The following is a 21,652-nucleotide window of genomic DNA, read 5'->3' as shown; positions in this document are numbered from 1 at the left end:
AAGGCCTTGGCGCTTTCAAGCAAAAGAGGAGCCAACCTGCGATCTGCCCAGCAGCAACCCCTGCTCCGCCTCACATAACCCCACCACATAATCCCAGACCACCCGCAGCCGCACCGATTTGTGCAACTCGCGCCGCGTGCTGATCCAGTAGCTGCGCTCGATGCTTTCATCCGGCAGCAACGGCACCAGATCGGGATCCGACTCGGCCATGTAGCAAGGCAACACCGCAATGCCCAATCCCGACCGCGCTGCTTCCTGCTGAGCGATGACGCTGGTGCTGTGAAACACCACGCGCGGGCTGCGGCAGAAGCTGTTGAGAAACATCAATTCCTGGCTGAACAGCAAATCATCGACATAACCGATCCACGCATGCCGCCCGAGGTCTTCGCGGCTTTGCAGTGGCGGCGCCTTATCGAGATAGCGTTGGCTGGCGTACAACGCGAGTCGATAGTCGGTGAGTTTGCGCGTCACCAGCATGTCCGCCGCCGGGCGCTCCAGATGAATGCTGATTTCCGCTTCACGGTTAAGGATGCTGACAAAGCGCGGCACCGCGACCAGTTCCACTTCCAATCCCGGATAGCGCTCGAACAAGCCGATCATGCGGCTGGCGAGAAACTTGATGCCCAGCCCTTCGGTGACGCCGACACGAATCTTGCCCAGTGGCGCGGTGGATTGGGTGATCTCTTCCTGCGCCAGCAAGGCAACGTTTTCCATCGCCTCAGCATGTTTAAGCAACGCTTCCCCCGCCGGGGTCATTTCGTAGCCTTGCGCATGCTGGACGAACAACGCGGTGCCGAGGCTTTTTTCGATGGCTTCGATATGGCGGGCGACGGTGGCGTGGGTGGTGTTGAGGCGGCGGGCGGCGGTGAGCAGGCGGCCGCTGCGTTGCAGTTCGAGAAAAAACCGCAGGTCGTTCCAGTCGAACATGGCGTGTCCTTGTCGGCTATGGTCTATGCAGGCTGTTTGAAAACGCACAGCGGCTGCGCAAAAACTAACATTCTTTTAACGAAAGCTAACAACTAGAGTGTCCGACAATAAAAACAAAAAGCGAGGTCAGGGAATGCAGACTTCCCTCGATGAATACGACTACATCGTGGTCGGCGCCGGCCCTGCCGGGTGCTTGCTGGCCAATCGACTGTCGGCCGATCCGCAGCAGCGCGTGCTGTTGCTCGAAGCCGGCGGGCGCGACAACTATGCGTGGATTCACATTCCTGTCGGTTACCTGTTCTGCATCGGTAACCCGCGCACCGACTGGTGCTTCAAGACCGAAGAACAACCCGGTCTCAACGGCCGCGCGCTGAGCTATCCGCGCGGTAAAGTGCTGGGCGGTTGTTCGTCCATCAACGGCATGATCTACATGCGCGGCCAGGCCAACGACTACGATGGCTGGGCGGCCGAGGGCAATCCGGGCTGGGCCTGGAATGACGTGTTGCCGCTGTTCAAACAGAGCGAAAACCATTTTGCCGGCGCGGCTGAATTTCACGGCGCCAAGGGTGAATGGCGGGTCGAACAACAGCGCCTGTCCTGGCCGATTCTGGATGCCTTTCGCAGTGCCGCCGAGCAGAGTGGCATCGCCAGCATCGATGACTTCAATCAGGGCGACAACGAGGGTTGCGGCTACTTCCAGGTCAATCAGAAATCCGGCGTGCGCTGGAACGCGGCGAAAGCGTTTTTGAAACCGGTGCGTGACCGAGCCAATCTGACAGTGCTGACCGGGGTTGAGGTGGATCGGGTGTTGCTGGAGGGCGGTCGCGCTTCAAAAGTCAGCGCGCGTCACGAAGGTCAGATCAAACAATTCAAGGCACGCAAAGAGATCATCTTGTGCGCTGGAGCCGTCGGTTCGCCGAGCATTCTGCAACGCTCCGGGATTGGCCCACGGCCGCTGCTCGAACGCCTCGGTATCGGCGTGATTCATGAGCTGCCAGGCGTCGGCGGCAACCTGCAGGATCACCTGCAACTGCGCCTGATCTACAAACTGGAAAACGCCCGCACGCTCAACCAGATCGCTGGCAGCGTGTGGGGCAAGATGGGTATGGGCCTGCGTTATCTGTATGACCGTAGCGGGCCGCTGTCGATGGCGCCGAGTCAGTTGGGCGCGTTTGCGCGTTCGGGGCCGGAGCAGACCTCGGCGAATCTTGAGTACCACGTGCAGCCATTGTCGCTGGAGCGTTTTGGCGAGCCGTTGCACAGCTTCCCTGCCTTCACCGCCTCAGTTTGCGATTTGCGTCCGCAGAGTCGTGGACGCATCGATATTCGTTCGGTGGATCCGCAGGAAGCGCCGTTGATTCAGCCCAACTACCTCAGTCATCCAGAAGATTTACGCGTCGCGGCTGATGCGATTCGCCTGACCCGCCGCATCGTCAGCGCCCCTGCCCTGCAAGCGTTCAAACCGGTGGAATACCTGCCCGGCGCCAGCCTGCAAAGTGAAGAACAATTGCAGCAAGCAGCAGCGACGATCGGCACGACGATTTTCCATCCGGTCGGCACCTGTCGCATGGGCAATGACGGCGATGCGGTGGTCGACGCGCAACTGCGCGTCCACGGCGTGCCCGGTTTGCGCATTGCCGATGCGTCGATCATGCCGCGCATCACCTCGGGCAACACCTGTTCGCCTACGCTGATGATTGCCGAGAAAGCGGCACAACTCATCCTGGCTGGACCTGTACACAGTCCAAATGTGGGAGCGAGCCTGCTCGCGAATGCGGTAGCACATTCAACATAAACGTTGACTGACACGACGCCTTCGCGAGCAGGCTCGCTCCCACAGGAATCATCAACAGATTCAAAGCATCGCGCATCACCCGGACACGCAACACCAGTGGAACAACAAAAACAATCACTGTGAGGGATACCGATATGTCAGAACACGTTCAGCCGCTGGACGCCGTGCGCAGCGTCGAGACCAGCCCGGATACACGCAAAGTCATCTTCGCTTCCTCACTCGGTACGGTGTTCGAGTGGTATGACTTCTTCCTCTACGGCGCGCTCGCGGCAGTGATCAGCAAGCAATTTTTCGCCGGGGTCAACGACACCACCGCGTTCATCTTTGCGCTGATGGCCTTCGCCGCCGGCTTTATCGTGCGACCGTTCGGGGCGCTGGTGTTCGGTCGGTTGGGGGATATGATCGGGCGCAAATACACCTTTCTCGCGACGATCATTCTGATGGGTGTGGCGACGTTCTGCGTCGGTCTGCTGCCGACCTACGCCAGTATCGGCATCGCCGCGCCGATCATTCTGGTGGTGCTGCGCATGCTTCAGGGCTTGGCGCTCGGCGGCGAATACGGCGGTGCGGCAACTTACGTTGCCGAACACGCGCCGATCGGAAAGCGCGGTTTCCACACCAGCTGGATTCAGTCCACCGCGACCCTCGGCCTGTTGCTGTCGCTGCTGGTGGTGCTCGGTTGCCGCTACTTCACCGGCGATCAGTTTGAGGTGTGGGGCTGGCGTATTCCGTTCCTGCTGTCGATCGTGCTGCTGGGCATTTCCACCTGGATCCGCCTGAGCCTGCACGAGTCGCCGGCCTATCTGAAAATGAAAGAGGAAGGCAAAACCTCGAAAGCGCCGATCCGCGAATCCTTCGGCAAATGGGAAAACCTCAAGGTCGTGTTGATCGCCCTGTTCAGCATCAACGCCGGCCAAGCGGTGACCTTCTACGCGGCGCAGTTCTACGTGCTGTTCTTCCTCACCCAGTTCCTGAAAATGGACCCGGCGGTGGCCAACACTTTGTTGATCATCAGCGTGGTCATCGGCGCACCGTTCTTCATCTTTTTCGGCTGGCTGTCGGACAAGGTCGGCCGTAAACCGGTGTTGATGCTCGGCTTGCTACTGGCCACGGCGCTGTACTTCCCGATCTTCAAGTCCCTCGCGCACTACGCCAACCCGGCGATCGATCAGGCCAGCCGTCAGGCACCGATCACCGTGCTGGCGGATCCGGCGACTTGCACCTTCCAGTTCGACCCGGTCGGCAAAGCCAAATTCGACAGCCCGTGCGACAAGGTCAAAACCTTCCTGGTCAAGCAAGGCCTGCCCTACTCTAGCGCCGCCGCCCCGGCTGGCAGCGCCGTGCAGGTGAGCGTCGGCGACGTCAAACTCGACGGCTTCGATGAGGCTTCACTGCGCGGCGCGATCACCCTGGCCGGCTACCCGCAACAGGCTGATCTGCAGCAAATCAACAAACCGATGATCGTCGCCCTGATCGTGGCGCTGATCATCATCTCGGCGATGTGCTACGGCCCACTGGCGGCGCTGATGGTCGAACTGTTCCCGACGCGCATTCGCTACACCTCGATGTCGCTGCCGTACCACATCGGCAACGGCTGGTTTGGCGGATTCCTGCCGACGGTGTCGTTTGCGCTGGTGGTGTACACCGGGGACATTTTCTATGGTCTGTGGTATCCGGTGTTGATTACCGGGGTGAGCCTGGTGGTGGGGATGATCTGTTTGCGTGAGACGAAGAATATCGATCTCGACAAGAACTGAAACTCAACCAGACACATCAATCGGCGAGGGCTTTTACCCTCGCCGTTTTTTTGCTCAGGCATCAGCCTTGATCACCTCGAACTTCACCTGATCCGGATAAAACGCCACGTAGTCGCGGATCGGAGCGACTGACACTTTCGGATTTTCGTAAGTCCACACCGCGTTCGCCCCTTCATGCCCCGGCACTTGCAGGCTGAAGTAATTGGCGTCGCCCTTGTACGGGCAATAACTGGTGTGGTCGGTGCGGGCGAAGTACTTTTCGTCGATGTCTTCGCGGGGGATGTAATAGACCGGCGGATAGTTGGCTTCGTTGAGGATCATGACGTGGGAAGACGCGGCGACCTGAATGCCGTGGAATTTAACTATCAGGCAGCCGGGAAGTTGTTCGAGGGCAATCACAGGACTGGGGCCGGGGGTTTTCATGGGGGTTCTCCTGGATACGGCGAAGAGACCGGTTCAGGTATAGCCCATCGGTAATGGTTGGGGTGGTTTTACAGCCGAACGGCCCATCAACTTCAAAAGCCCCTCACCCCAGCCCTCTCCCAGAGGGAGAGGGAGCCGATTGGGGGATATTGGCGAACTTCACCGACTTGAACGTTTGGCTTTGAATCCATAATCGACTCGGTTTTCCAGGTCGATGGATTTCGCCAGACAACTCGGTCAGTCCCCTCTACCTCTGGGAGAGGGTTAGGGTGAGGGCCGCTCTTCAGGCATCACGCAACGATATCAGTCGCCACCGCCTGCCCCACCACACCCACGGCAAAGTCCACCGAACCCTGCCCCGTCAGGTCCACCATCAGGCTGGTCTGATTGGTTTGCGCGAAGTAGGTCAGGACCGCGTCTCCCGCATGCCCGGTAAATCCGCTGACAAAGTTCAGCGACGCCGCGCCCGTGGCAAAACCGGCGATACCCGATAAGTCGATCTTGTCCAGGCCGCTGGTGAAATCCATGATCCAGTCCGGCGCCGTCATGGTCGAATCACTGGCAGCACCGAACACGAAGGTGTCTGCACCTGCACCGCCCCACAAGGTGTCGCCACCGCCACCACCATAAAGGATGTCATTACCGGCACCGCCAACCAGTTCGTTGGCAACGGCATTGCCGATCAGCAGGTCATTGCCTGAACCGCCGAGGGCATTTTCCACTGTCACGCCGTGAGCAATGGAAACGTTACCGACCAGGCCGCCAACATCGGAGAACGAGCCTTCATTGAGGTTGATCTTCTGGTTCTGGCTGAAACCGGAGAAATCCAGCGTGTCATTACCGCCGCCATCCCACACCGAGAAAACCACTTTGGAGGACGCCGAAGTGGCGCTGTAGAAATCGCGCTCGGCGTTGGAATTGAAACCGTAGGTGGTGTCGTCGGCGCGGGTCGCGTAGTTGGCACCATACAGTTTCTGCACCGCGACGATATCGTCCAGCAATGGCGCCGAAGCGTACGCGCCGCTGCCGTCCTTGCTGAAGTTCTGGTCGGTATTGGCTTCGCTCCAGTAGCTCATCAGGCTGTAGCCGCGGGTATCTTCAGCGTACTTGGCGTCGTTATAGGTCGGGTTGCCATTACCGGCGTTGTACGCGCCCGGGTGTGACAGGCCCAAGGTATGGCCAATCTCGTGGGTCAGGGTCTGGCGCCCGTAGTTGTTGGTGTCCGGGGTTTTGTTGACCTGATACTGATCGTTGATCAAGTACCACGACTGCCCGTCATAGCTGCCGCCGCTCGGCAGGTAAGCGAACGCTGCGCCACCGGTGCTGACATCGTAGTTACCGAAGGTCATGTTGCCATCGCCGCCCTTGCCTTCAGTGAAGGTGACGTTGGCGACATCAGCCCAGGATTGCATGGCCAGCACGGCCTGGGCTTTTTGCTGGGCACTGAACTCGCTGAAGTTGCCCAGTTTGACGTTGTAGTTCGCCGGTTTCTCGGTCAGGAAGGTGTAACTGAGGTCGATCTTGCCGTCAGCGTTCTTGTCGCCCCACGACAGGCCTTTACGCAGGATTTCATCCGCAGCCTGATCGGCAGTGAATGAAGGTTTGCCATTGACCAGCCCGACGCCACGGTCATACAGGTGGCTGAACGTATCGATTTCGTCGAAGGCGCTGCTGGTTTTCGATTTGGCTTGAGCCATGATGGACTTCCTTGTTTCTGAGTAGTCAGTGTCGACAGACCACGGCGATCTTCTGGCGAGATCGTCCTGTCACTCGCGTGTTTGAATCGCCGAAAAACCTGACACACACGCAAACCGGGTGCTACTCAATTTCTCGATAGCCCTGCCTGCGTCCCTGTATTGCCCGTCACCTGCTGCAATGCTTTTTATCTGTATATCCATACAGATAAAAGTTGCCCCTGACGCCAAGTCCGGCCATTCTGTGCACCTGTTCGGACCTTGATCGACGATGGTGGTTATGCGGCTGTACCTCTGTGAAAAACCCTCCCAGGCCAAAGACATTGCGGCCGTGCTCGGCGCCAAGCGTCGGGGCGACGGCTGCTGGCTGGGAACGGACGTCACGGTGACCTGGTGCATCGGCCACTTGCTCGAGACGGCCCCGCCGGATGCCTATGACGCGCGCTACAAGCGCTGGGTGCTGGCCGATCTGCCGATCATTCCGGACAAGTGGAAAATGACCGTCAAGCCGCGCACCGCCAGCCAGTACAAAGCGGTCAAGCGTCTGCTCGGCGAGGCCAGCGAACTGATCATCGCCACCGACGCCGACCGTGAGGGCGAGATGATCGCCCGGGAACTGGTCGAGCATTGTCGTTATCGCGGGCCGATCCGCCGGTTGTGGCTGTCGGCGCTGGACGAAGCTTCGATCCGCAAAGCCCTGGCCGCGCTGAAACCGGGGGCCGAGACCTTCAGCCTGTATCACTCGGCGCTGGGCCGCTCGCGGGCGGACTGGCTGATCGGCATGAACATGAGCCGGCTGTTCACGCTGCTCGGGCGACAATCGGGTTATCAAGGGGTGTTGCCGGTAGGCCGCGTGCAGACACCGACCTTACGGCTGGTGGTTGATCGCGACCGCAGCATCGCCGATTTCGTGCCGGTGCCATTCTGGGCGATCGATGTCGATCTGCTGCACAACGGCATTCCGTTTACCGCGCAGTGGCGAGCGCCGTCGGATGTTTGTGATGATCAGGAGCGCTGCCTGAATCAGGCGCTGGCCCAGCAAGCGGCCGCCGTCATCAACAGTGCTGCCAGTGCCCGGGTGGTCAAGCTGAAAACCGAGCGCATGCGCGAAGTGGCGCCCCTGCCCTTCGATCTCGGCACCTTGCAGGAAGTCTGCTCGAAGAAGCTCGGCCTCGGCGCGCAGGAAACCCTCGACATTGCCCAGGCACTCTACGAAACCTACAAAGTCATCACTTACCCGCGCAGTGATTGCGGCTACTTGCCGCTAAGCCAGCATAGTGAGGCAGCGGGGATTCTTGCGGCATTGCGTCAGGCAGATCCAGGCCTTGAAGCGCTCAACGGGTTTCTGGAGCCGCAACGAAAATCCAGAGCCTGGAATGACGCCAAGGTCAGCGCTCACCACGGCATTATCCCCACCGCTGCTGCGAAGAATCTTGAACGCCTGAGCGGCAAGCATCGCGCGGTGTACACGCTGATCCGCGCACGCTATCTGGCGCAGTTCTTGCCCAATCACGAATACGATCGCACCCAGGCCGACTTCGATTGCGCCGGTGAAGCATTGCGCGCGGTCGGCAAGCAAATCATCGAAGCGGGCTGGAAGCGTGCTCTGCCCGAAGCGCTGGCAGCGGCGAAGGGCCGCGAAGCACCCGCACCGCAAACCTTGCCGGCCCTTAGCCAAGGCGTCGAATGCGCCATCGCCGCTGTGAAGCTCAAGGATTTGTGGACGCAACCGCCCAAACCCTACACCGAGGGCGATCTGATCAAGGCGATGAAAAACGTCGCCAAACTGGTCGAGGATCCGCTGCTCAAACAGAAACTCAAGGACACCACCGGTATCGGCACCGAAGCCACCCGCGCCTCGATCATTCAGGGCTTGATTGACCGTGGTTATCTGGTGAAAAACGGCAAGGCCCTCGCTGCTACGCCGGCGGCGTTCAGCCTGATCGACGCAGTGCCACGCGCGATTGCCGACCCCGGCACCACGGCGATCTGGGAACAGGCGCTGGACATGGTGCAAAGCGGCGAAATGAGTCTGGAAGAATTCGTCACCAAACAAGCGGCGTGGATGAGCAAACAGGTGACCCGCTGCTCCAGCCTCAGCCTGACCATCAGCGGCCCGCCACCCGCCGGCAAAGCCGCAGCACCGTGGAAGAAGAAACGTAAATCGACGCGCAGCAAAACCGCAGGCACCACCAAACGCACGGCGAAACCGGCGGGCAAATAAAACGCGCTACTGTTTCTGCAAGGCTCATCACTTTCAGGAACCCGGCGTATGGCCAATATCGAACTGCATCCAGCCCAGCGCGATGAGCTGGAGATCATCGAAAACCTCATGCAGTTCTACATGTACGACTTCAGCGAATGGCTGCCGCTGAAGCTCGCTGCGCATGGTTTCTTCTCCATCCAGCCGAAAATCGACTACTGGCGCCACCCGGCCACCCAGCCATTTCTGATTCGCGTCGACGGCGAACTGGCCGGCTTCGTGACCGTCGATAACGAAATCCACATTCCCGGCGCCGAACACAACATCGGCTACTTTTTCATCGCGCGACGCTTTCGTGGCCAAGGCGTCGCGCAGTTTGTCGTCTCTGCCCTCTTGAGCCAGATCCCCGGTCAATGGCAGATTTTCCACATCGACGCCAACCTGGCGGCGCAGCGCTTCTGGGCCAGGCTGATTCCGTTGATGAGCAATGGCCACTTCACCCTGCAGCAGCGCGAAGTAGACGGTTATCCGTGCACCTTCTACGGGCTGCGCACGCCTTTTTCCGTTGCCTGAACGGATTCTTTCTCATTCCAAAACAGCTTTGTCCGACAATATGTAGTGAACAAAAATAATCACTACAAAACCGTTGACGGCATCGTTTTGCTTTTGCATGATGAAGACGTTCCCCGATCGGGAACACGATTAACACGCTTGAGCAAACTCGTCTGACCGCCGAGTTGTTTTTTCCGGATACACGCTGCCCACAAGGCAGATTGAAGAAGCTGACCTGGCCTGAACGTCCAGTACAAGGACGAGAAGCGCTGGCGAAAATTCTCAAGACGCTTGTGGTCGACACGGTAAATGTCGTCAAGGAGCCTCCCGGTTTTCGCTGCTTCTCCTCGTTGTGACGCTATTGCGTAGCAGTTATTCAACACGACTACATGCAACAGATGCACGACCCCGTACTTCACACGGGCGAGCGCTGACGTCCTGGTTTCGGTGCCAGGGATCAACTAACCGATGGGCTACCTGTATTAGCGAATCAACTTTGAAAGATCACCAGACTGGTCAAGGGGCAATATCATGAATCTGAACAATCAACCTACTATCGAAGAACTGGCTCGTATGTTCGCTGCGCAGAAAGACAGCCATGACAGCCATATTCTCTGGATCAGCAAGTCGGGTCAGGTGCATATCGACTGCCTGGCGACCCATGCTGACGAAGACGAGTTCGACCGCAACCATCAGAACCTGCTGGCCCGCCTGAAGATGTACCGTCGCGGCCACGGTTATGTTGGCAAGAAAGCCGCGGCTGACAAGGACTTCATCGGTAATGTTCTGCAAACGCTGAAACAGGCGTGGGATTCGATGCAGAACCACAATGAAGTTCGGGTGATTGATCGGTTTTGCTGAGTTAGTCATCAAATAATTGAAAGGCCTGCTTCCTTAAAGGAAGCAGGCCTTTTTTTGTTCGCTTGCATTGATTTGGCGTGACTGGAATTGTAGCCCCTCACCCCAGCCCTCTCCCGGAGGGAGAGGGAGCCGATCGAGTTGTATAAAGTCATTCGTCAACCGGACACACCGAGTTGATTATGGATTCAGCAGAGCACTTTCAGGTCGGTGTATTACTCCAGCATCCCTCGGTCAGTCCCCTCTCCCTCTGGGAGAGGGTTAGGGTGAGGGGCTTCCCATGTCCAACACCATTTCCACAAACGCCACTGCCGCCGCACTGTGATAATTATTGCGCCGCCGCAACAACGCCGCTCCACGCTGCGGCGCATCACCTTCAACCCGCAACCGGCACAACGCCCGATCCTCGGTGGCAATCGCCTGCGGCAACATCGTCGCCATCGGCGAACAACGCACCACTTCCAGCAACGTACTCACCGAGTTCACCTCGATCCGCACCTGCGGCGTAATCCCTTGCTGGCGAAAATACTCATCCACCGATAACCGCGTGATGAAGTCCGGCGCCAACAAGGCGAAATCCAATGACGCGATATCTTCCGGCGCCAGCACCGAGCGACTGTCATACAGCGGATGTTCACGCCCGACCATGATCCCCAGCGTTTCGGTAAACGCCGGAATGCACTCGATCTCAGGACTGCGCACCGGCGTAAACGCAATCGCAATATCCAGCGAGTCATCCGCCAGCCCCGCCTCGATGTCGTCCATCGACAGTTCGAAAATCTGCAAATGAATCCCCGGGTACCGCGCGGCAAAATCCCGTACCAATGGCCCGACCAGATACGCCATGAACGTCGGCGTCATCGCCAGACGCAACGTCCCGCGAGACAGATCCTTCACGTCATGCAACGCGCGTTTGCCCGCCTCCAGTTCCACTAACACTCGCCGCGCACATTCGATGTAGGCCACACCGGCATCCGTCGGTTTGACCGTGCGCGAAGTGCGATCAAACAGGTTCACCCCCAGGGTTTCTTCCAGTTGGCGAATCTGCTGCGACAGGGTCGGCTGTGAAACATGCAATGCCTCGGCGGCACGGGTAAAGCCGCCGTGATCGGCAACAGCGAGCAGGTAACGCAGATGTCGCAGCAGCATGGGAAACACCATCTATAGGCAGGGCTTATGCCAAGCATTGTATATCGGTCTTGGACGCTATGGATCATTCAGCAGAAGATCAATCCCACACAGCAAGCCAACCCCTGAAAGGAGTGACACCATGCAACAGTCCCACGCCTACAACGACACCAGCCTGGCCCTGACCACTCGCGTTCTCGACGCCAAGGCACGCAAAGATCTGTCGTGGCAGGATCTGGCCGACGGCACCGGCCTCAGCCTGGCGTACGTCACCGCTGCCCTGCTCGGCCAGCACCCGCTGCCAGAAAATGCCGCCCAAGTGGTCGGCGACAAGCTTGAAATGAGCGCTGAAGACGTCGCGGCGATGCAGATCATCCCCCTGCGTGGCAGCCTCAGCGGCGTACCGACCGACCCGACCATCTACCGCTTCCACGAGATGATCCAGATCTACGGCACAACCCTCAAAGCGCTGGTTCACGAGCAGTTCGGCGACGGCATCATCAGCGCGATCAACTTCAAACTCGACATCAAGAAAGTCGAAGACCCGGAAGGCGGCTCCCGCGCTGTGGTCACCCTCGACGGCAAGTTCCTGCCCCTGCGTCCGTTCTGATCCGCACCGGCCCGCACCCTGCGTGCGGGCCAACACACCTCAAATGGCTACCCGTCACCAACACATCTGGAGGCTGCCCCATGCAAAAAATTCTGTTGATTCTGGCCCTGCTCGGCGGCGTTTGCGCCCAGGTATCTGCCGCTGACGAGGCCGTCGCCTACCGCTACGGCATGCAACTGGATATCGCCCAAGTGCTGAGCATTACCCCGGTTGCCGATGTGTGTGGCGTGGTGCCGGTGGAGATGACGTATCTGGACAGCCACGGCGGCAAACACATTCTTCAATACAGCGAATTCGGCAGCGGTTGCTCGAACTGAGAGGACAACACCATGAAAAACCTGATTGATGGCTTCCTGAAATTCCAGAGCGAAGCGTTTCCGCAACGCACCGAACTGTTCAAACACCTGGCGACCACGCAACAGCCCGGCACCTTGTTCATCACCTGTTCCGACAGCCGTGTCGTGCCGGAACTGCTGACCCAACAAGAACCCGGCGAGCTGTTCGTGATCCGCAACGCCGGCAATATCGTACCGTCCTACAGCCCGCATCCGGGCGGGGTTTCGGCGACGGTTGAATATGCGGTGGCGGTGCTCGGGGTGACCGACATTGTCATCTGCGGGCATTCGGACTGCGGTGCGATGACCGCGATCGCGCAGTGCAAATGCATGGATCACCTGCCTGCGGTCAGCGGCTGGCTGCAGCATGCCGAGTCGGCGAAAGTGGTTAACGAAGCGCGGCCACATGCCAATGACGCGGCGAAGTTGAGCTCGATGGTGCGCGAGAACGTGATCGCGCAACTGGCGAACATTCAGACCCACCCGAGCGTGCGTCTGGCTCAGGAGAAAGGCCTGCTGAACCTGCATGGCTGGGTGTATGACATCGAGACCGGCTCGGTCGATGCGCTGGCCTCGGACCGCCGCACGTTTGTGCCGCTGGCCGAGCAACCGGCGACTTGCGCGATCCATGCACAAACCACCCACGCGGCCTGAGCAACTGATCGTTCCCACGCTCTGCGTGGGAATGCCTCGGGGGACGCTCTGCGCCCAGTGACGCGGAGCGTCACGGGCTGCGTTCCCACGCTGGAGCGTGGGAACGATCAATGTCCGCCAGATCAGCGTTTTACTGTGAGATCGATCTGGGTCATGCGGCTGCGCACAGTGAACACGCCATCCCCCGAAAGAATCGCACTGCGCGCAAACAAGCGCCCACTTTCCCAGTTCGAAAGACCCAGCTCCGGCTTGTTCAACGCATACTGCCCATCGACCCAACGGGTAATGCCATTGCCCACGAACGGCGCATTCACCGCGTTGTAGAAACGCTCTTGTACGGCTGCATCCTCACTGATCAACGACACGGTAAATTGCGGGCTGTAGCGGTTGAACAGCGCAATCGCCTGATCCACATCGTCAACGATCATCAGGCTGACTTCCGGGGTTTCTTCCCATTCCCATTCGCGGCCCAGCGCCGACTCCGCCAAAGGTTCAGCCAACGCTTCAGTCTGATGCCCCTCAGCGCGATAAACCTCGACGGTCGCGTTCTGCCACTCACTCGGCAGGTAACTTTCGCTGCCTTCGACAATGTGCAGCTTGCAACCCTGGCCACGCGCGGTGCCGGCCTGTTGCAGCGCATCAAGAAACAGCGGCACCAGTTCCGTCGCGCGATCACGCTGGATCAGACAGACGTTGAGGGTGTTGCACACCTTGCGATCCAGCGAGTTGCGCACCACGGCGGCAAAACGTGTGGCATCGGCAGCACGATCGGCGATCAACCACGCGCCCCCCGTGCCATGCAGGCTGACGGCGGTGCCGGCCTGCTGGGCAATGCTGCCCAGTTGACTGACCGCACGACCCGAACCGCGCGCCACCGCCAGCGACAAACGTCGGTCAGCGAACATCGCCCAACCGGCGGCATGATTGACGCTTTCCACCAAGGACACCGCACCGGCCGGCAGACCGGCATCGGCCAGCGCCGGGTTCAAGGCGTGAGTGACGATGGCTTGCGCGGTGCCCAACGCATCGCTGCCGATACGCAACACGGCGGTGTTGCCGGTGCGCAAGACACCGGCGGCGTCGGCGAACACGTTCGGGCGACCTTCGAAGACAAATGCAACGATGCCCAACGGCGACACCACTTGCTCGACCTTCCAGCCGTCGTGCTCGACGCTGCTGATGACTTTACCGCGCGTCGCCGCTGCGTCTCGCCAGGCACGCAGACCGGCGATCATGTCGCGACGCATGCGCTCATCGGCGAGCAGTCGGGTGGTGGAGCGGCCGCGCGCCTTGGCCCTTTCGATGTCGGCGCGGTTGGCGGTTTCGATGTGCGCCCAGCAGTCCGGGGTTTCCAGACGTTGTGCGAACACGTCGAAGAACTTGCTGATCGCCTCATCGGACACCGCCGACAACGCGGTGAATGCCGCTGCCGCGCGTTCGATCGCCACGGACGCCGCTTGCTGATCCGCCACGGGGATCAGCAGCAACTCGCCACTGACCTGCTCCACCAGCAGGTGGTCACCGGGCTGAAAACGCGCGGCCAGTTCGGGGCTGACCACGGTGACGCGGTTACCAGCGAAAGGGATCGGCGTGCCAGCGACTAGACGTTCGAGCGCAAGAGACATGAAGCGGATTCACCATGCAGGGAGCGGCCGGAAAATGTATAGGAACACAATCCTCCAAAGCAACCGCTAACCCTGTGGGAGCGAGCCTGCTCGCGAAAGCGGTGGATCTGATACATCAATGTTGGCTGACCTGACGCCTTCGCGAGCAGGCTCGCTCCCACAGGGTTTTGTGGTGTTTGTGTGACCGGATCAGAACACCGACCAGCCAATCCGCGCACTAAGCATCTCCAGCGCCGCCATCCCCGCCAGAGAGTTCCCCGCAGCATTCAACTCCGGCGACCACACGCACACCGTGAACTGCCCCGGCACCACCGCAACAATCCCGCCACCGACACCGCTCTTGCCCGGCAAGCCAACGCGATAAGCGAAGTTGCCCGCCTCGTCATACAGCCCGCTGGTGGCCATGATCGAGTTGACCTGTTGGGTTTGCCGACGCGTGAGGATCTGTTCGCCGCTGTGTTTGCAAAAACCGTCGTTGGCCAGAAAGCAGAACGCCCGCGCCAGATCGATGCAGTTCATGCGCAACGCGCAATGGCTGAAATAGCTGCGCAGCACCGCTTCGACATCGTTGTGAAAATTGCCGAACGACTGCATCAGATACGCCATCGCCGCATTGCGCGCGCGGTGCTGGTATTCGGAGTCGGCGACTTTGCCGTCAATCATGATCTGCGGATTGCCGGACAGGCGCCGGACGAAATCGCGCATCGACAGGGTCGGTGCGGCAAAGCGTGACTGGTTAATATCGCAGATCACCAGCGCACCGGCATTGATGAACGGATTGCGCGGCCGACCGCGCTCGAACTCCAGCTGCACCAGCGAGTTGAACGGTTGCCCGGACGGCTCATGGCCGAGGCGTTCCCAGATCGCTTCGCCGGAATGATCGATCGCCTGCACCAGGCTGAACACCTTGGAAATACTCTGCACCGAGAACGGTGTCTCGGCGTCACCGGCGCAGTACATCTCGCCGTCGTTGCCGTACACGGCGATGCCCAGTTGATTGGCCGGCACAGTGCCGAGGGCGGGAATGTAGTCAGCCACCTTGCCCTGCCCGATCAGCGGGCGGACAGCGTCAAGAATCTCGTTCAACAGCGCTTGCATGCCGGGTTCCGAAGTCTCGCCCCATGGGATTGCGGGGACACTGGGGCTAGACGCTGCGCCCGCCCGTCGAATCACACCGGCCGCAATCGCACTGAATGTTCTAGGCTCAACCGCACATTCAGAAACCGGAGAGCACCCATGCATCTCGAAGGCTCCTGCCATTGCGGCGAGGTCACGTTCAGCCTCACCAGCGCCCACCCCTACCCTTATCAACGCTGCTATTGCTCGATCTGCCGCAAGACCCAGGGCGGTGGCGGTTATGCGATCAACCTCGGCGGCGACGCGACCAGCCTCAAGGTGCGCGGGCGCAAACACATCAGCGTCTATCACGCGAAGATGAAAGACGAGGGCGACAAACGCGCCCATCGCAGCACGGCTGAGCGGCACTTCTGTTCACTGTGCGGCAGCGGCTTGTGGCTGTTCAGCCCGGAATGGCCGGAGCTGATCCACCCGTTCGCCTCGGCCATCGACACGCCTTTGCCGGTGCCGCCGGAGCACACGCATTTGATGCTCGGCTCGAAAGCGCCATGGGTGGAAGTCGAGGCCAAAGCGAAAGACAAACAGTTCGACGTCTACCCCGAAGAATCCATCGCCCAATGGCATGAACGCCTCGGTTTGGCCTGCTGACCTCGCAACTCCAGCCTACCCCCTGTAGGAGTGAGCCTGCTCGCGATAGCGGTGTGCCAGACAACAACAATGTTGCTGATAGACCGCTATCGCGAGCAGGCTCACTCCTACAGGGGAACTCCACTGCTTCACTATTTTTTGTTCCAGCAGTTCCCCTTTGCGTTGTTCGTTCGGTTAACCCCTCAGAAGCACTTCAACTACCGATCGATTCGATGCAAAGGGATCTCCATGTCGCACGTCCGTTTCCGTTTCGCCCTGTGCCCGTTGGCACTGGCCCTGCTGAGCATTTCTGCCAACGCCGCTGAAAAAACCGAGCAGACCTTGCAACTGGGCGCCACCAATATTTCCGCGCAAGGCCTCGGCGCCACCACCGAAGACACCCGCTCCTACACCACCGGCGCCATGTCTTCGGCCACCGGCCTGCCGCTGTCGATTCGCGAAACCCCGCAGTCGGTGACGGTGATCACCCGTCAGCAAATGGACGATCGCGGTGTACAAAGCATTGGTGATGCGCTGCGCAACACCCCCGGCATTTCCATGCAGAAGTACGACAGCGACCGTACCGAGTTTTCCGCGCGCGGCCTGGCGATCACCAACTTCCAGTACGACGGCGTCAACATCCCCTACGATGGCGTCTACGGCGAGAACCCGAACAATGGCGACGACGCCGCCAGCATCGACCGCATTGAAATCATCAAAGGCGCGACCGGCCTGATGACCGGCTCCGGCGACCCGTCGGCCACGGTCAACCTGATCCGCAAGAAGCCGACCAAAGAGTTCAAAGCTTCAATCAGCGGCACCGTTGGTTCGTGGGATGCCTACCGTACCGTGGGTGATATTTCCGGTTCGCTGACTGAATCGGGCAACGTGCGCGGACGTTTCGTCGGCGCTTATTCAGATCAGAACTCTTACCTGGATCACTACAGCCAGCGCAAAGACCTGTTCTACGGCATCCTCGAAGCCGACCTCAGCGACGACACCCTGCTGACCTTCGGCGTAGACAAATCCAGCACCACACCACGGGGTTCGTCGTGGACCGGCAACCCGGTGTATTTCGCCGATGGCGGGCGAACCGACTTTGGCCGCCACTTCAACTCCGCCGCTGACTGGAGCCGCCGCGATTTCGACAACATCACCTATTTCGCCTCGCTGGAACAGGCGCTGGCCAACGACTGGAAATTCAAGGTCAGCCTCGACCAGAAAACCACCGATCACGACACCCGCCTCGCTTCGGCCAGCGGTGGTAATCCGAACCGCGCCACGGGTGAAGGCATGTTCATGTATTGGGGTCGCTGGGAGGGTCATCGCGTGCAGAACACCGCTGACGTCAACGTCTCCGGCCCCTTCACCCTGGGTGGGCGCGAGCATGAGCTGATCGCTGGCGTGATGACCTCGCACTCGCGCCAGACCGGTTCGACCTACGACACCAGTGCGTTTTCCGAAGTACCGGGGAGCATTTACGACTGGGACGGCAATCTGCCGAAACAGGACTTCCCGAAAAACGGCAAGTACGAGCGCACCCAAAGCCAGAACGGTATTTACCTGGCCACGCGCCTGCGCCCGACCGACGATCTCTCGGTGATTATCGGCAGCCGCTTGAGCACCTTCAAATACAACGAAGACTACCGCTACAACCCCGGCGCCGGCCTCGACGACACCCACACCAGTTACAAGGAACACGGCGTGGTCACGCCTTACGCCGGGGTGATTTATGACCTCGACGACACCTACTCGCTGTATGCCAGCTACACCAGTATTTATCAGCCACAGACCTACAAGGACGCCAATGGCTCGACGCTTGCCCCGGTCGAGGGCGACAGCTACGAAACCGGTTTGAAAGCGGCGTATTTTGACGGTCGCCTCAACGCCAGCCTGGCGCTTTTCCGCATCGAGCAGGACGGCGTTGCCGAATCGATCGGCACCAACGCGGTGACCAACGAAGGCATCTACAAAGCCATCGACGGCGCCACCACCAAAGGCGTGGAGCTGGAACTGGCCGGCGAACTGGCCGAAGGCTGGAACGTCTCCGCCGGCTACACCTACGCGCGTACCCGTGATGCCGATGAACAGCGCATGTACGGTTATCCGTTGTCGACCACCAAGCCTGAACATACGGTGCGCACTTTCACCACCTACCGTTTGCCCGGCGTGCTGGACAAGGTCACTGTCGGTGGTGGCGTGAGCTGGCAGAGCGCGTTCTACGGCAAGATCTACAGCGCCCCGGCCGGCGACTACACGCGGATCAAACAAGGCGGCTACACCCTCGTCGACCTGATGAGCCGCTATCAGTACAACGAGCACCTGAGCTTCACGGTCAACGCCAACAACGTCTTCGACAAGCGTTATCTGACGGGACTGGGCAACTTCGATACTACGTTCTACGGTGAGCCGCGCAATTTGATGCTGACGACCAAGTGGGATTTCTGATCGTTAACAAACCTTGAATCGACGGCGCCATGGATGGCCCCATCGCGAGCAGGCTCCCCACATTGGATTTGTGCGCGCCGCCGAAACCTGTGGGAGCGAGCCTGCTCGCGAAGAGGCCGGCACAGATCACATCATTAATCCAGATGCTCCCAGGTCATCCGGAACGACGCCCCACCCCACGCCGAATCGCCCACTTCAACCTGCCCGCCATGAGACTGCGACACTCGTCGCACCAACGCCAGGCCCAAACCAAACCCACCCGTACGCCGATCCCGACTGGCATCCAGTCGCGAAAACGGCTCAAAGATCTTCTCCCGCCCGTCTAGCGGCACGCCCGGCCCATCGTCGTTGACCCGCACTTCGTAATAATCACCGCTGCGCACCAGCGTCACTTCAACCCGTTGCTCGGCATAACGAATCGCATTGCGCAGCAGATTGATCACCGCCCGCGCCATGAATCGGGGCTCGATGCGCACGGTGTCGAGCCGGCAATCACCAATCAACAACTGCACCCCCGCCGCTTCGGCCTCCAGCGCCACGCTGCCGACCACACTGTCGAGCCAATTGGCAGCCTGGATGTTTTCGCGCTTGATCACCGTCGCGCCGCGCTCAAGGCTGGCGTAGGTCAACAGTTCCGAAACCATTTCCTCCAGCTCGCCGAGGTCGGCATACATATCGGCAATCAGCTCGCGGTTCTGGCTGGGGTCCGACTGCTGCTTGAGCTGATCAAGCTCAAACGACAACCGCGCGATCGGCGTGCGCAGCTCGTGGGACACGGCATTGGTCAGCTCACGCTGATTGGCGATCAGGCCTTCGATGCGCGCCGCCATCAGGTTGAAGTGCTCGGCCAGATCGCGGATGTTTGAGCGCTTGGACAATTGGATGCGCACCGACAGATCGTTGTCGCCAAAACGCTCGGCGGCCAGGCGTAGTTTCTCCAGATCACGCCAGTGCGGACGCACCCAGAAAAACAGCACGAAGCCGATCAGCACAGCAATCATCAGGTAGGCAGCGGCGATGTAGAACGGCATCAGGCTCGGCTCGGCCGGCAAACGGATGCTGAGCAGTTGCGGGCCATCGTCAATGGCGGAAATGTACTGGCTGTACTTGTCGCGGATCACCAGCAGCCCTTTGGCCAGCTCGGCTTTTTCCTCGTCGCTGAGGGCCATTTCAGAGGTATCGACCAGCGTCAGCCCCAAGCCATAATGCGGGCGAATCGTTTCCAACTGGTTTTCCCGGGCCGGGCCATCGAGGTCACGCAACTGCTGAGCCAATGTCCACGCTTGCCCTCGCACAGCCTCGCGGTTGTAGTCCTGCATCTGATAATCGAGCAAGGCATCAAAGGTGCGTTCGACCGTCTGCAACGCCAGCACCAGACCAATCGTCATGACCAGAAACAACCCGAGAAATAACCGCAGCATCTACAGCTCCCACGCGAACGGATTGAACAGATAACCCTTGCCCCACACGGTCTTGATACACATCGGCTCGCGGGGGTTGTCCTTGAGCTTGTTGCGCAACTTGCTGATGTACACGTCGACGCTGCGGTTGAGTCCGTCGAAGGCAATCCCGCGCATGCGATTGAGAATATCGTCGCGCGACAGCACTTTGCCCGCCGCGCTGGCCAGCAACCACAGCAGCTCGAATTCCATGGTGGTCATTTCGATGACCTCGCCCGCCAGCCGCACTTCACGACAACTGCGGTCGACGCTCAACTGGCCGAACTCCAGAAAACTGACCACATTGCTGTCCGGCACCTGTCGCCGTTGCAATGCTCGCAACCGGGCCAGCAATACGGGTGGCTTGATCGGCTTGATCACATAGTCATCCGCGCCGGATTCCAGGCCGAGAATGTGGTCGAGATCGTCCTCCTTGGCAGTCAGAATCACAATCGGCGTGTCCGATACACTGCGAATCTCGCGGCACACGTGCAAACCGCTCTGCCCTGGCAACATCAAGTCGAGCACCACGACGTTCGGCTTGAACTCGAGAAAGGCCGCCACGGCCAGATCGCCGCGCAGCACGGTGCGTACTTCATAACCGTGCTGTTCGAGAAAGTGTGCGATCAGCGCTGCCAGACGCTCATCGTCTTCCACCAGCAGGACTTTGCCAAAACCCAGGTTATCCATAACGTCCGTCTGCCGCCCATGTGTGAAGTGGTCGGCATTATGGCGGCTTTCGTGGCACAGGCGTTTGTTTCAAGCAGCAAAAACCGGCCACTGGGGCCGGCTTTGGGTGATGTTTCATACTCTTAAGAGTTTTTAACAATCTTATGCAGGGACGCCGCTGTGGAAGCGGAACTCGTCGTCCGGCGACTCGATCAATTCTTGCTCGGCGGCACGGACCTTGTCGATGACCTGAGCAATATCCTTCGCGTCCCCATACTGGTAGGCGAGTTTCAGATAACCCTGAAAATGCCGCGCCTCGCTTTTGAGCAGACCAAAGTAGAACTTGCCAAGTTCTTCGTCCAGATGCGGTACCAGTGCTTCGAAACGCTCGCAACTGCGCGCTTCGATAAATGCGCCAACCACCAGCGTATCGACCAGTTTCACCGGTTCATGGCTGCGCACCACCTTGCGCAAGCCCGAGGCATAACGGCCGGCGTGGAGCTGGCGCAGCTCGATCTTGCGCCGTTTCATGATGCGCATGACCTGCTCGTGGTGCACCAGTTCTTCCCGGGCCAGACGCGACATCATGTTGATCAGGTCGACGTGGGAATGGTACTTGGCAATCAGGCTCAGGGCGGTGCTGGCAGCCTTGAACTCGCAGTTCTTGTGGTCGATCAGCAGGGTTTCCTGATTGGCCAGTGCGGCCTGAACCCAAGCGTCGGGGGTGCGGCAGCCAAGGAATTCGTGGATTTCGGGAAGGATCATGGGGCTCACGGTAAAAGGTGTTCGAGCGGAGGGCGCCGATTATACCGGCCTGTCTGCAGACCACCA

At 59.6% G+C, this 21,652-nt stretch carries 19 protein-coding genes; 10 read left to right on the top strand and 9 right to left on the bottom strand.

Annotated features, from left to right (window positions below):
• Window positions 1–15: 15 nt before the first annotated feature.
• Window positions 16–927: a LysR family transcriptional regulator gene (locus PspS49_RS11865; RefSeq protein WP_116031179.1), complete on the bottom strand. Its 912-nt coding sequence runs from the start codon at window positions 925–927 to the stop codon at window positions 16–18.
• A gap of 133 nt (window positions 928–1,060) precedes the next feature.
• On the opposite strand from PspS49_RS11865, the gene PspS49_RS11860 reads away from it, so the two are divergent.
• Both PspS49_RS11860 and PspS49_RS11855 read left to right on the top strand, forming a co-directional pair.
• Window positions 1,061–2,722 (top strand): GMC family oxidoreductase N-terminal domain-containing protein, encoded by a 1,662-nt coding sequence (locus PspS49_RS11860; RefSeq protein ID WP_160039405.1) that lies wholly within the window; start codon window positions 1,061–1,063, stop codon window positions 2,720–2,722.
• 134 nt (window positions 2,723–2,856) lie between these two features.
• Complete coding sequence (locus PspS49_RS11855) at window positions 2,857–4,479, top strand: MFS transporter (RefSeq protein WP_127926778.1); 1,623 nt, start codon at window positions 2,857–2,859, stop codon at window positions 4,477–4,479.
• Between the two features lie 54 nt (window positions 4,480–4,533).
• Here the strand turns inward: PspS49_RS11855 and PspS49_RS11850 are convergent, their stop codons facing one another.
• On the bottom strand, window positions 4,534–4,902 hold the full coding sequence (locus PspS49_RS11850; RefSeq protein WP_150751826.1) for a DUF427 domain-containing protein: 369 nt from the start codon (window positions 4,900–4,902) through the stop codon (window positions 4,534–4,536).
• A gap of 290 nt (window positions 4,903–5,192) precedes the next feature.
• Window positions 5,193–6,599, bottom strand: coding sequence for a serralysin family metalloprotease (locus PspS49_RS11845; protein WP_160039403.1), 1,407 nt, complete (start codon window positions 6,597–6,599; stop codon window positions 5,193–5,195).
• 277 nt (window positions 6,600–6,876) lie between these two features.
• Here PspS49_RS11845 and PspS49_RS11840 point away from each other — a divergent pair, with 277 nt between their 5' ends.
• The 3 genes from PspS49_RS11840 (at window position 6,877) to PspS49_RS11830 (ending at window position 10,212) form a co-directional block, all read left to right on the top strand.
• Complete coding sequence (locus PspS49_RS11840) at window positions 6,877–8,820, top strand: DNA topoisomerase III (RefSeq protein WP_160039401.1); 1,944 nt, start codon at window positions 6,877–6,879, stop codon at window positions 8,818–8,820.
• A gap of 48 nt (window positions 8,821–8,868) precedes the next feature.
• Window positions 8,869–9,372: a GNAT family N-acetyltransferase gene (locus PspS49_RS11835; RefSeq protein ID WP_160039399.1), complete on the top strand. Its 504-nt coding sequence runs from the start codon at window positions 8,869–8,871 to the stop codon at window positions 9,370–9,372.
• Between the two features lie 510 nt (window positions 9,373–9,882).
• Window positions 9,883–10,212, top strand: a complete 330-nt coding sequence (locus PspS49_RS11830) for a hypothetical protein (protein ID WP_160039397.1) — start codon at window positions 9,883–9,885, stop codon at window positions 10,210–10,212.
• Between the two features lie 258 nt (window positions 10,213–10,470).
• Here PspS49_RS11830 and cynR read toward each other — a convergent pair whose 3' ends face one another.
• Complete coding sequence (gene cynR / locus PspS49_RS11825) at window positions 10,471–11,358, bottom strand: transcriptional regulator CynR (protein ID WP_160039395.1); 888 nt, start codon at window positions 11,356–11,358, stop codon at window positions 10,471–10,473.
• A 121-nt stretch (window positions 11,359–11,479) separates the two neighbouring features.
• On the opposite strand from cynR, the gene cynS reads away from it, so the two are divergent.
• From cynS to PspS49_RS11810, 3 genes are all read left to right on the top strand, one after another.
• The gene (gene cynS / locus PspS49_RS11820) at window positions 11,480–11,947 is read left to right on the top strand and encodes a cyanase (protein WP_160039393.1); all 468 of its coding nucleotides are present in this window, start codon (window positions 11,480–11,482) and stop codon (window positions 11,945–11,947) included.
• Between the two features lie 80 nt (window positions 11,948–12,027).
• A complete protein-coding gene (locus PspS49_RS11815; protein WP_127926772.1) occupies window positions 12,028–12,264 on the top strand; it encodes a DUF2790 domain-containing protein in 237 nt (78 codons plus the stop codon).
• A gap of 12 nt (window positions 12,265–12,276) precedes the next feature.
• A complete protein-coding gene (locus tag PspS49_RS11810; RefSeq protein ID WP_150773956.1) occupies window positions 12,277–12,936 on the top strand; it encodes a carbonic anhydrase in 660 nt (219 codons plus the stop codon).
• A gap of 122 nt (window positions 12,937–13,058) precedes the next feature.
• Here PspS49_RS11810 and PspS49_RS11805 read toward each other — a convergent pair whose 3' ends face one another.
• Window positions 13,059–14,561 (bottom strand): aldehyde dehydrogenase family protein, encoded by a 1,503-nt coding sequence (locus tag PspS49_RS11805; RefSeq protein ID WP_160039391.1) that lies wholly within the window; start codon window positions 14,559–14,561, stop codon window positions 13,059–13,061.
• Window positions 14,562–14,750: 189 nt separating this feature from the next.
• Window positions 14,751–15,659 (bottom strand): glutaminase B, encoded by a 909-nt coding sequence (glsB, locus tag PspS49_RS11800; RefSeq protein WP_007911001.1) that lies wholly within the window; start codon window positions 15,657–15,659, stop codon window positions 14,751–14,753.
• Window positions 15,660–15,797: 138 nt separating this feature from the next.
• Between glsB and PspS49_RS11795 the strand changes: the two genes are divergently transcribed.
• Both PspS49_RS11795 and PspS49_RS11790 read left to right on the top strand, forming a co-directional pair.
• Window positions 15,798–16,286, top strand: coding sequence for a GFA family protein (locus PspS49_RS11795; protein ID WP_160039389.1), 489 nt, complete (start codon window positions 15,798–15,800; stop codon window positions 16,284–16,286).
• A 228-nt stretch (window positions 16,287–16,514) separates the two neighbouring features.
• On the top strand, window positions 16,515–18,713 hold the full coding sequence (locus PspS49_RS11790; protein WP_160039387.1) for a TonB-dependent siderophore receptor: 2,199 nt from the start codon (window positions 16,515–16,517) through the stop codon (window positions 18,711–18,713).
• A gap of 134 nt (window positions 18,714–18,847) precedes the next feature.
• On the opposite strand, the gene PspS49_RS11785 is transcribed toward PspS49_RS11790, so the two are convergent.
• The 3 genes from PspS49_RS11785 to miaE form a co-directional block, all read right to left on the bottom strand.
• A complete protein-coding gene (locus PspS49_RS11785; protein ID WP_160039385.1) occupies window positions 18,848–20,134 on the bottom strand; it encodes an ATP-binding protein in 1,287 nt (428 codons plus the stop codon).
• On the bottom strand, window positions 20,135–20,842 hold the full coding sequence (locus PspS49_RS11780) for a response regulator (protein ID WP_160039383.1): 708 nt from the start codon (window positions 20,840–20,842) through the stop codon (window positions 20,135–20,137).
• Window positions 20,843–20,983: 141 nt separating this feature from the next.
• A complete protein-coding gene (gene miaE, locus PspS49_RS11775; RefSeq protein ID WP_160039381.1) occupies window positions 20,984–21,586 on the bottom strand; it encodes a tRNA isopentenyl-2-thiomethyl-A-37 hydroxylase MiaE in 603 nt (200 codons plus the stop codon).
• Between the last annotated feature and the right edge of the window lie 66 nt (window positions 21,587–21,652).

Source organism: Pseudomonas sp. S49, from assembly GCF_009866785.1.
GTDB lineage: Bacteria > Pseudomonadota > Gammaproteobacteria > Pseudomonadales > Pseudomonadaceae > Aquipseudomonas.
This window is presented reverse-complemented; position numbering and strand designations above follow the sequence as displayed.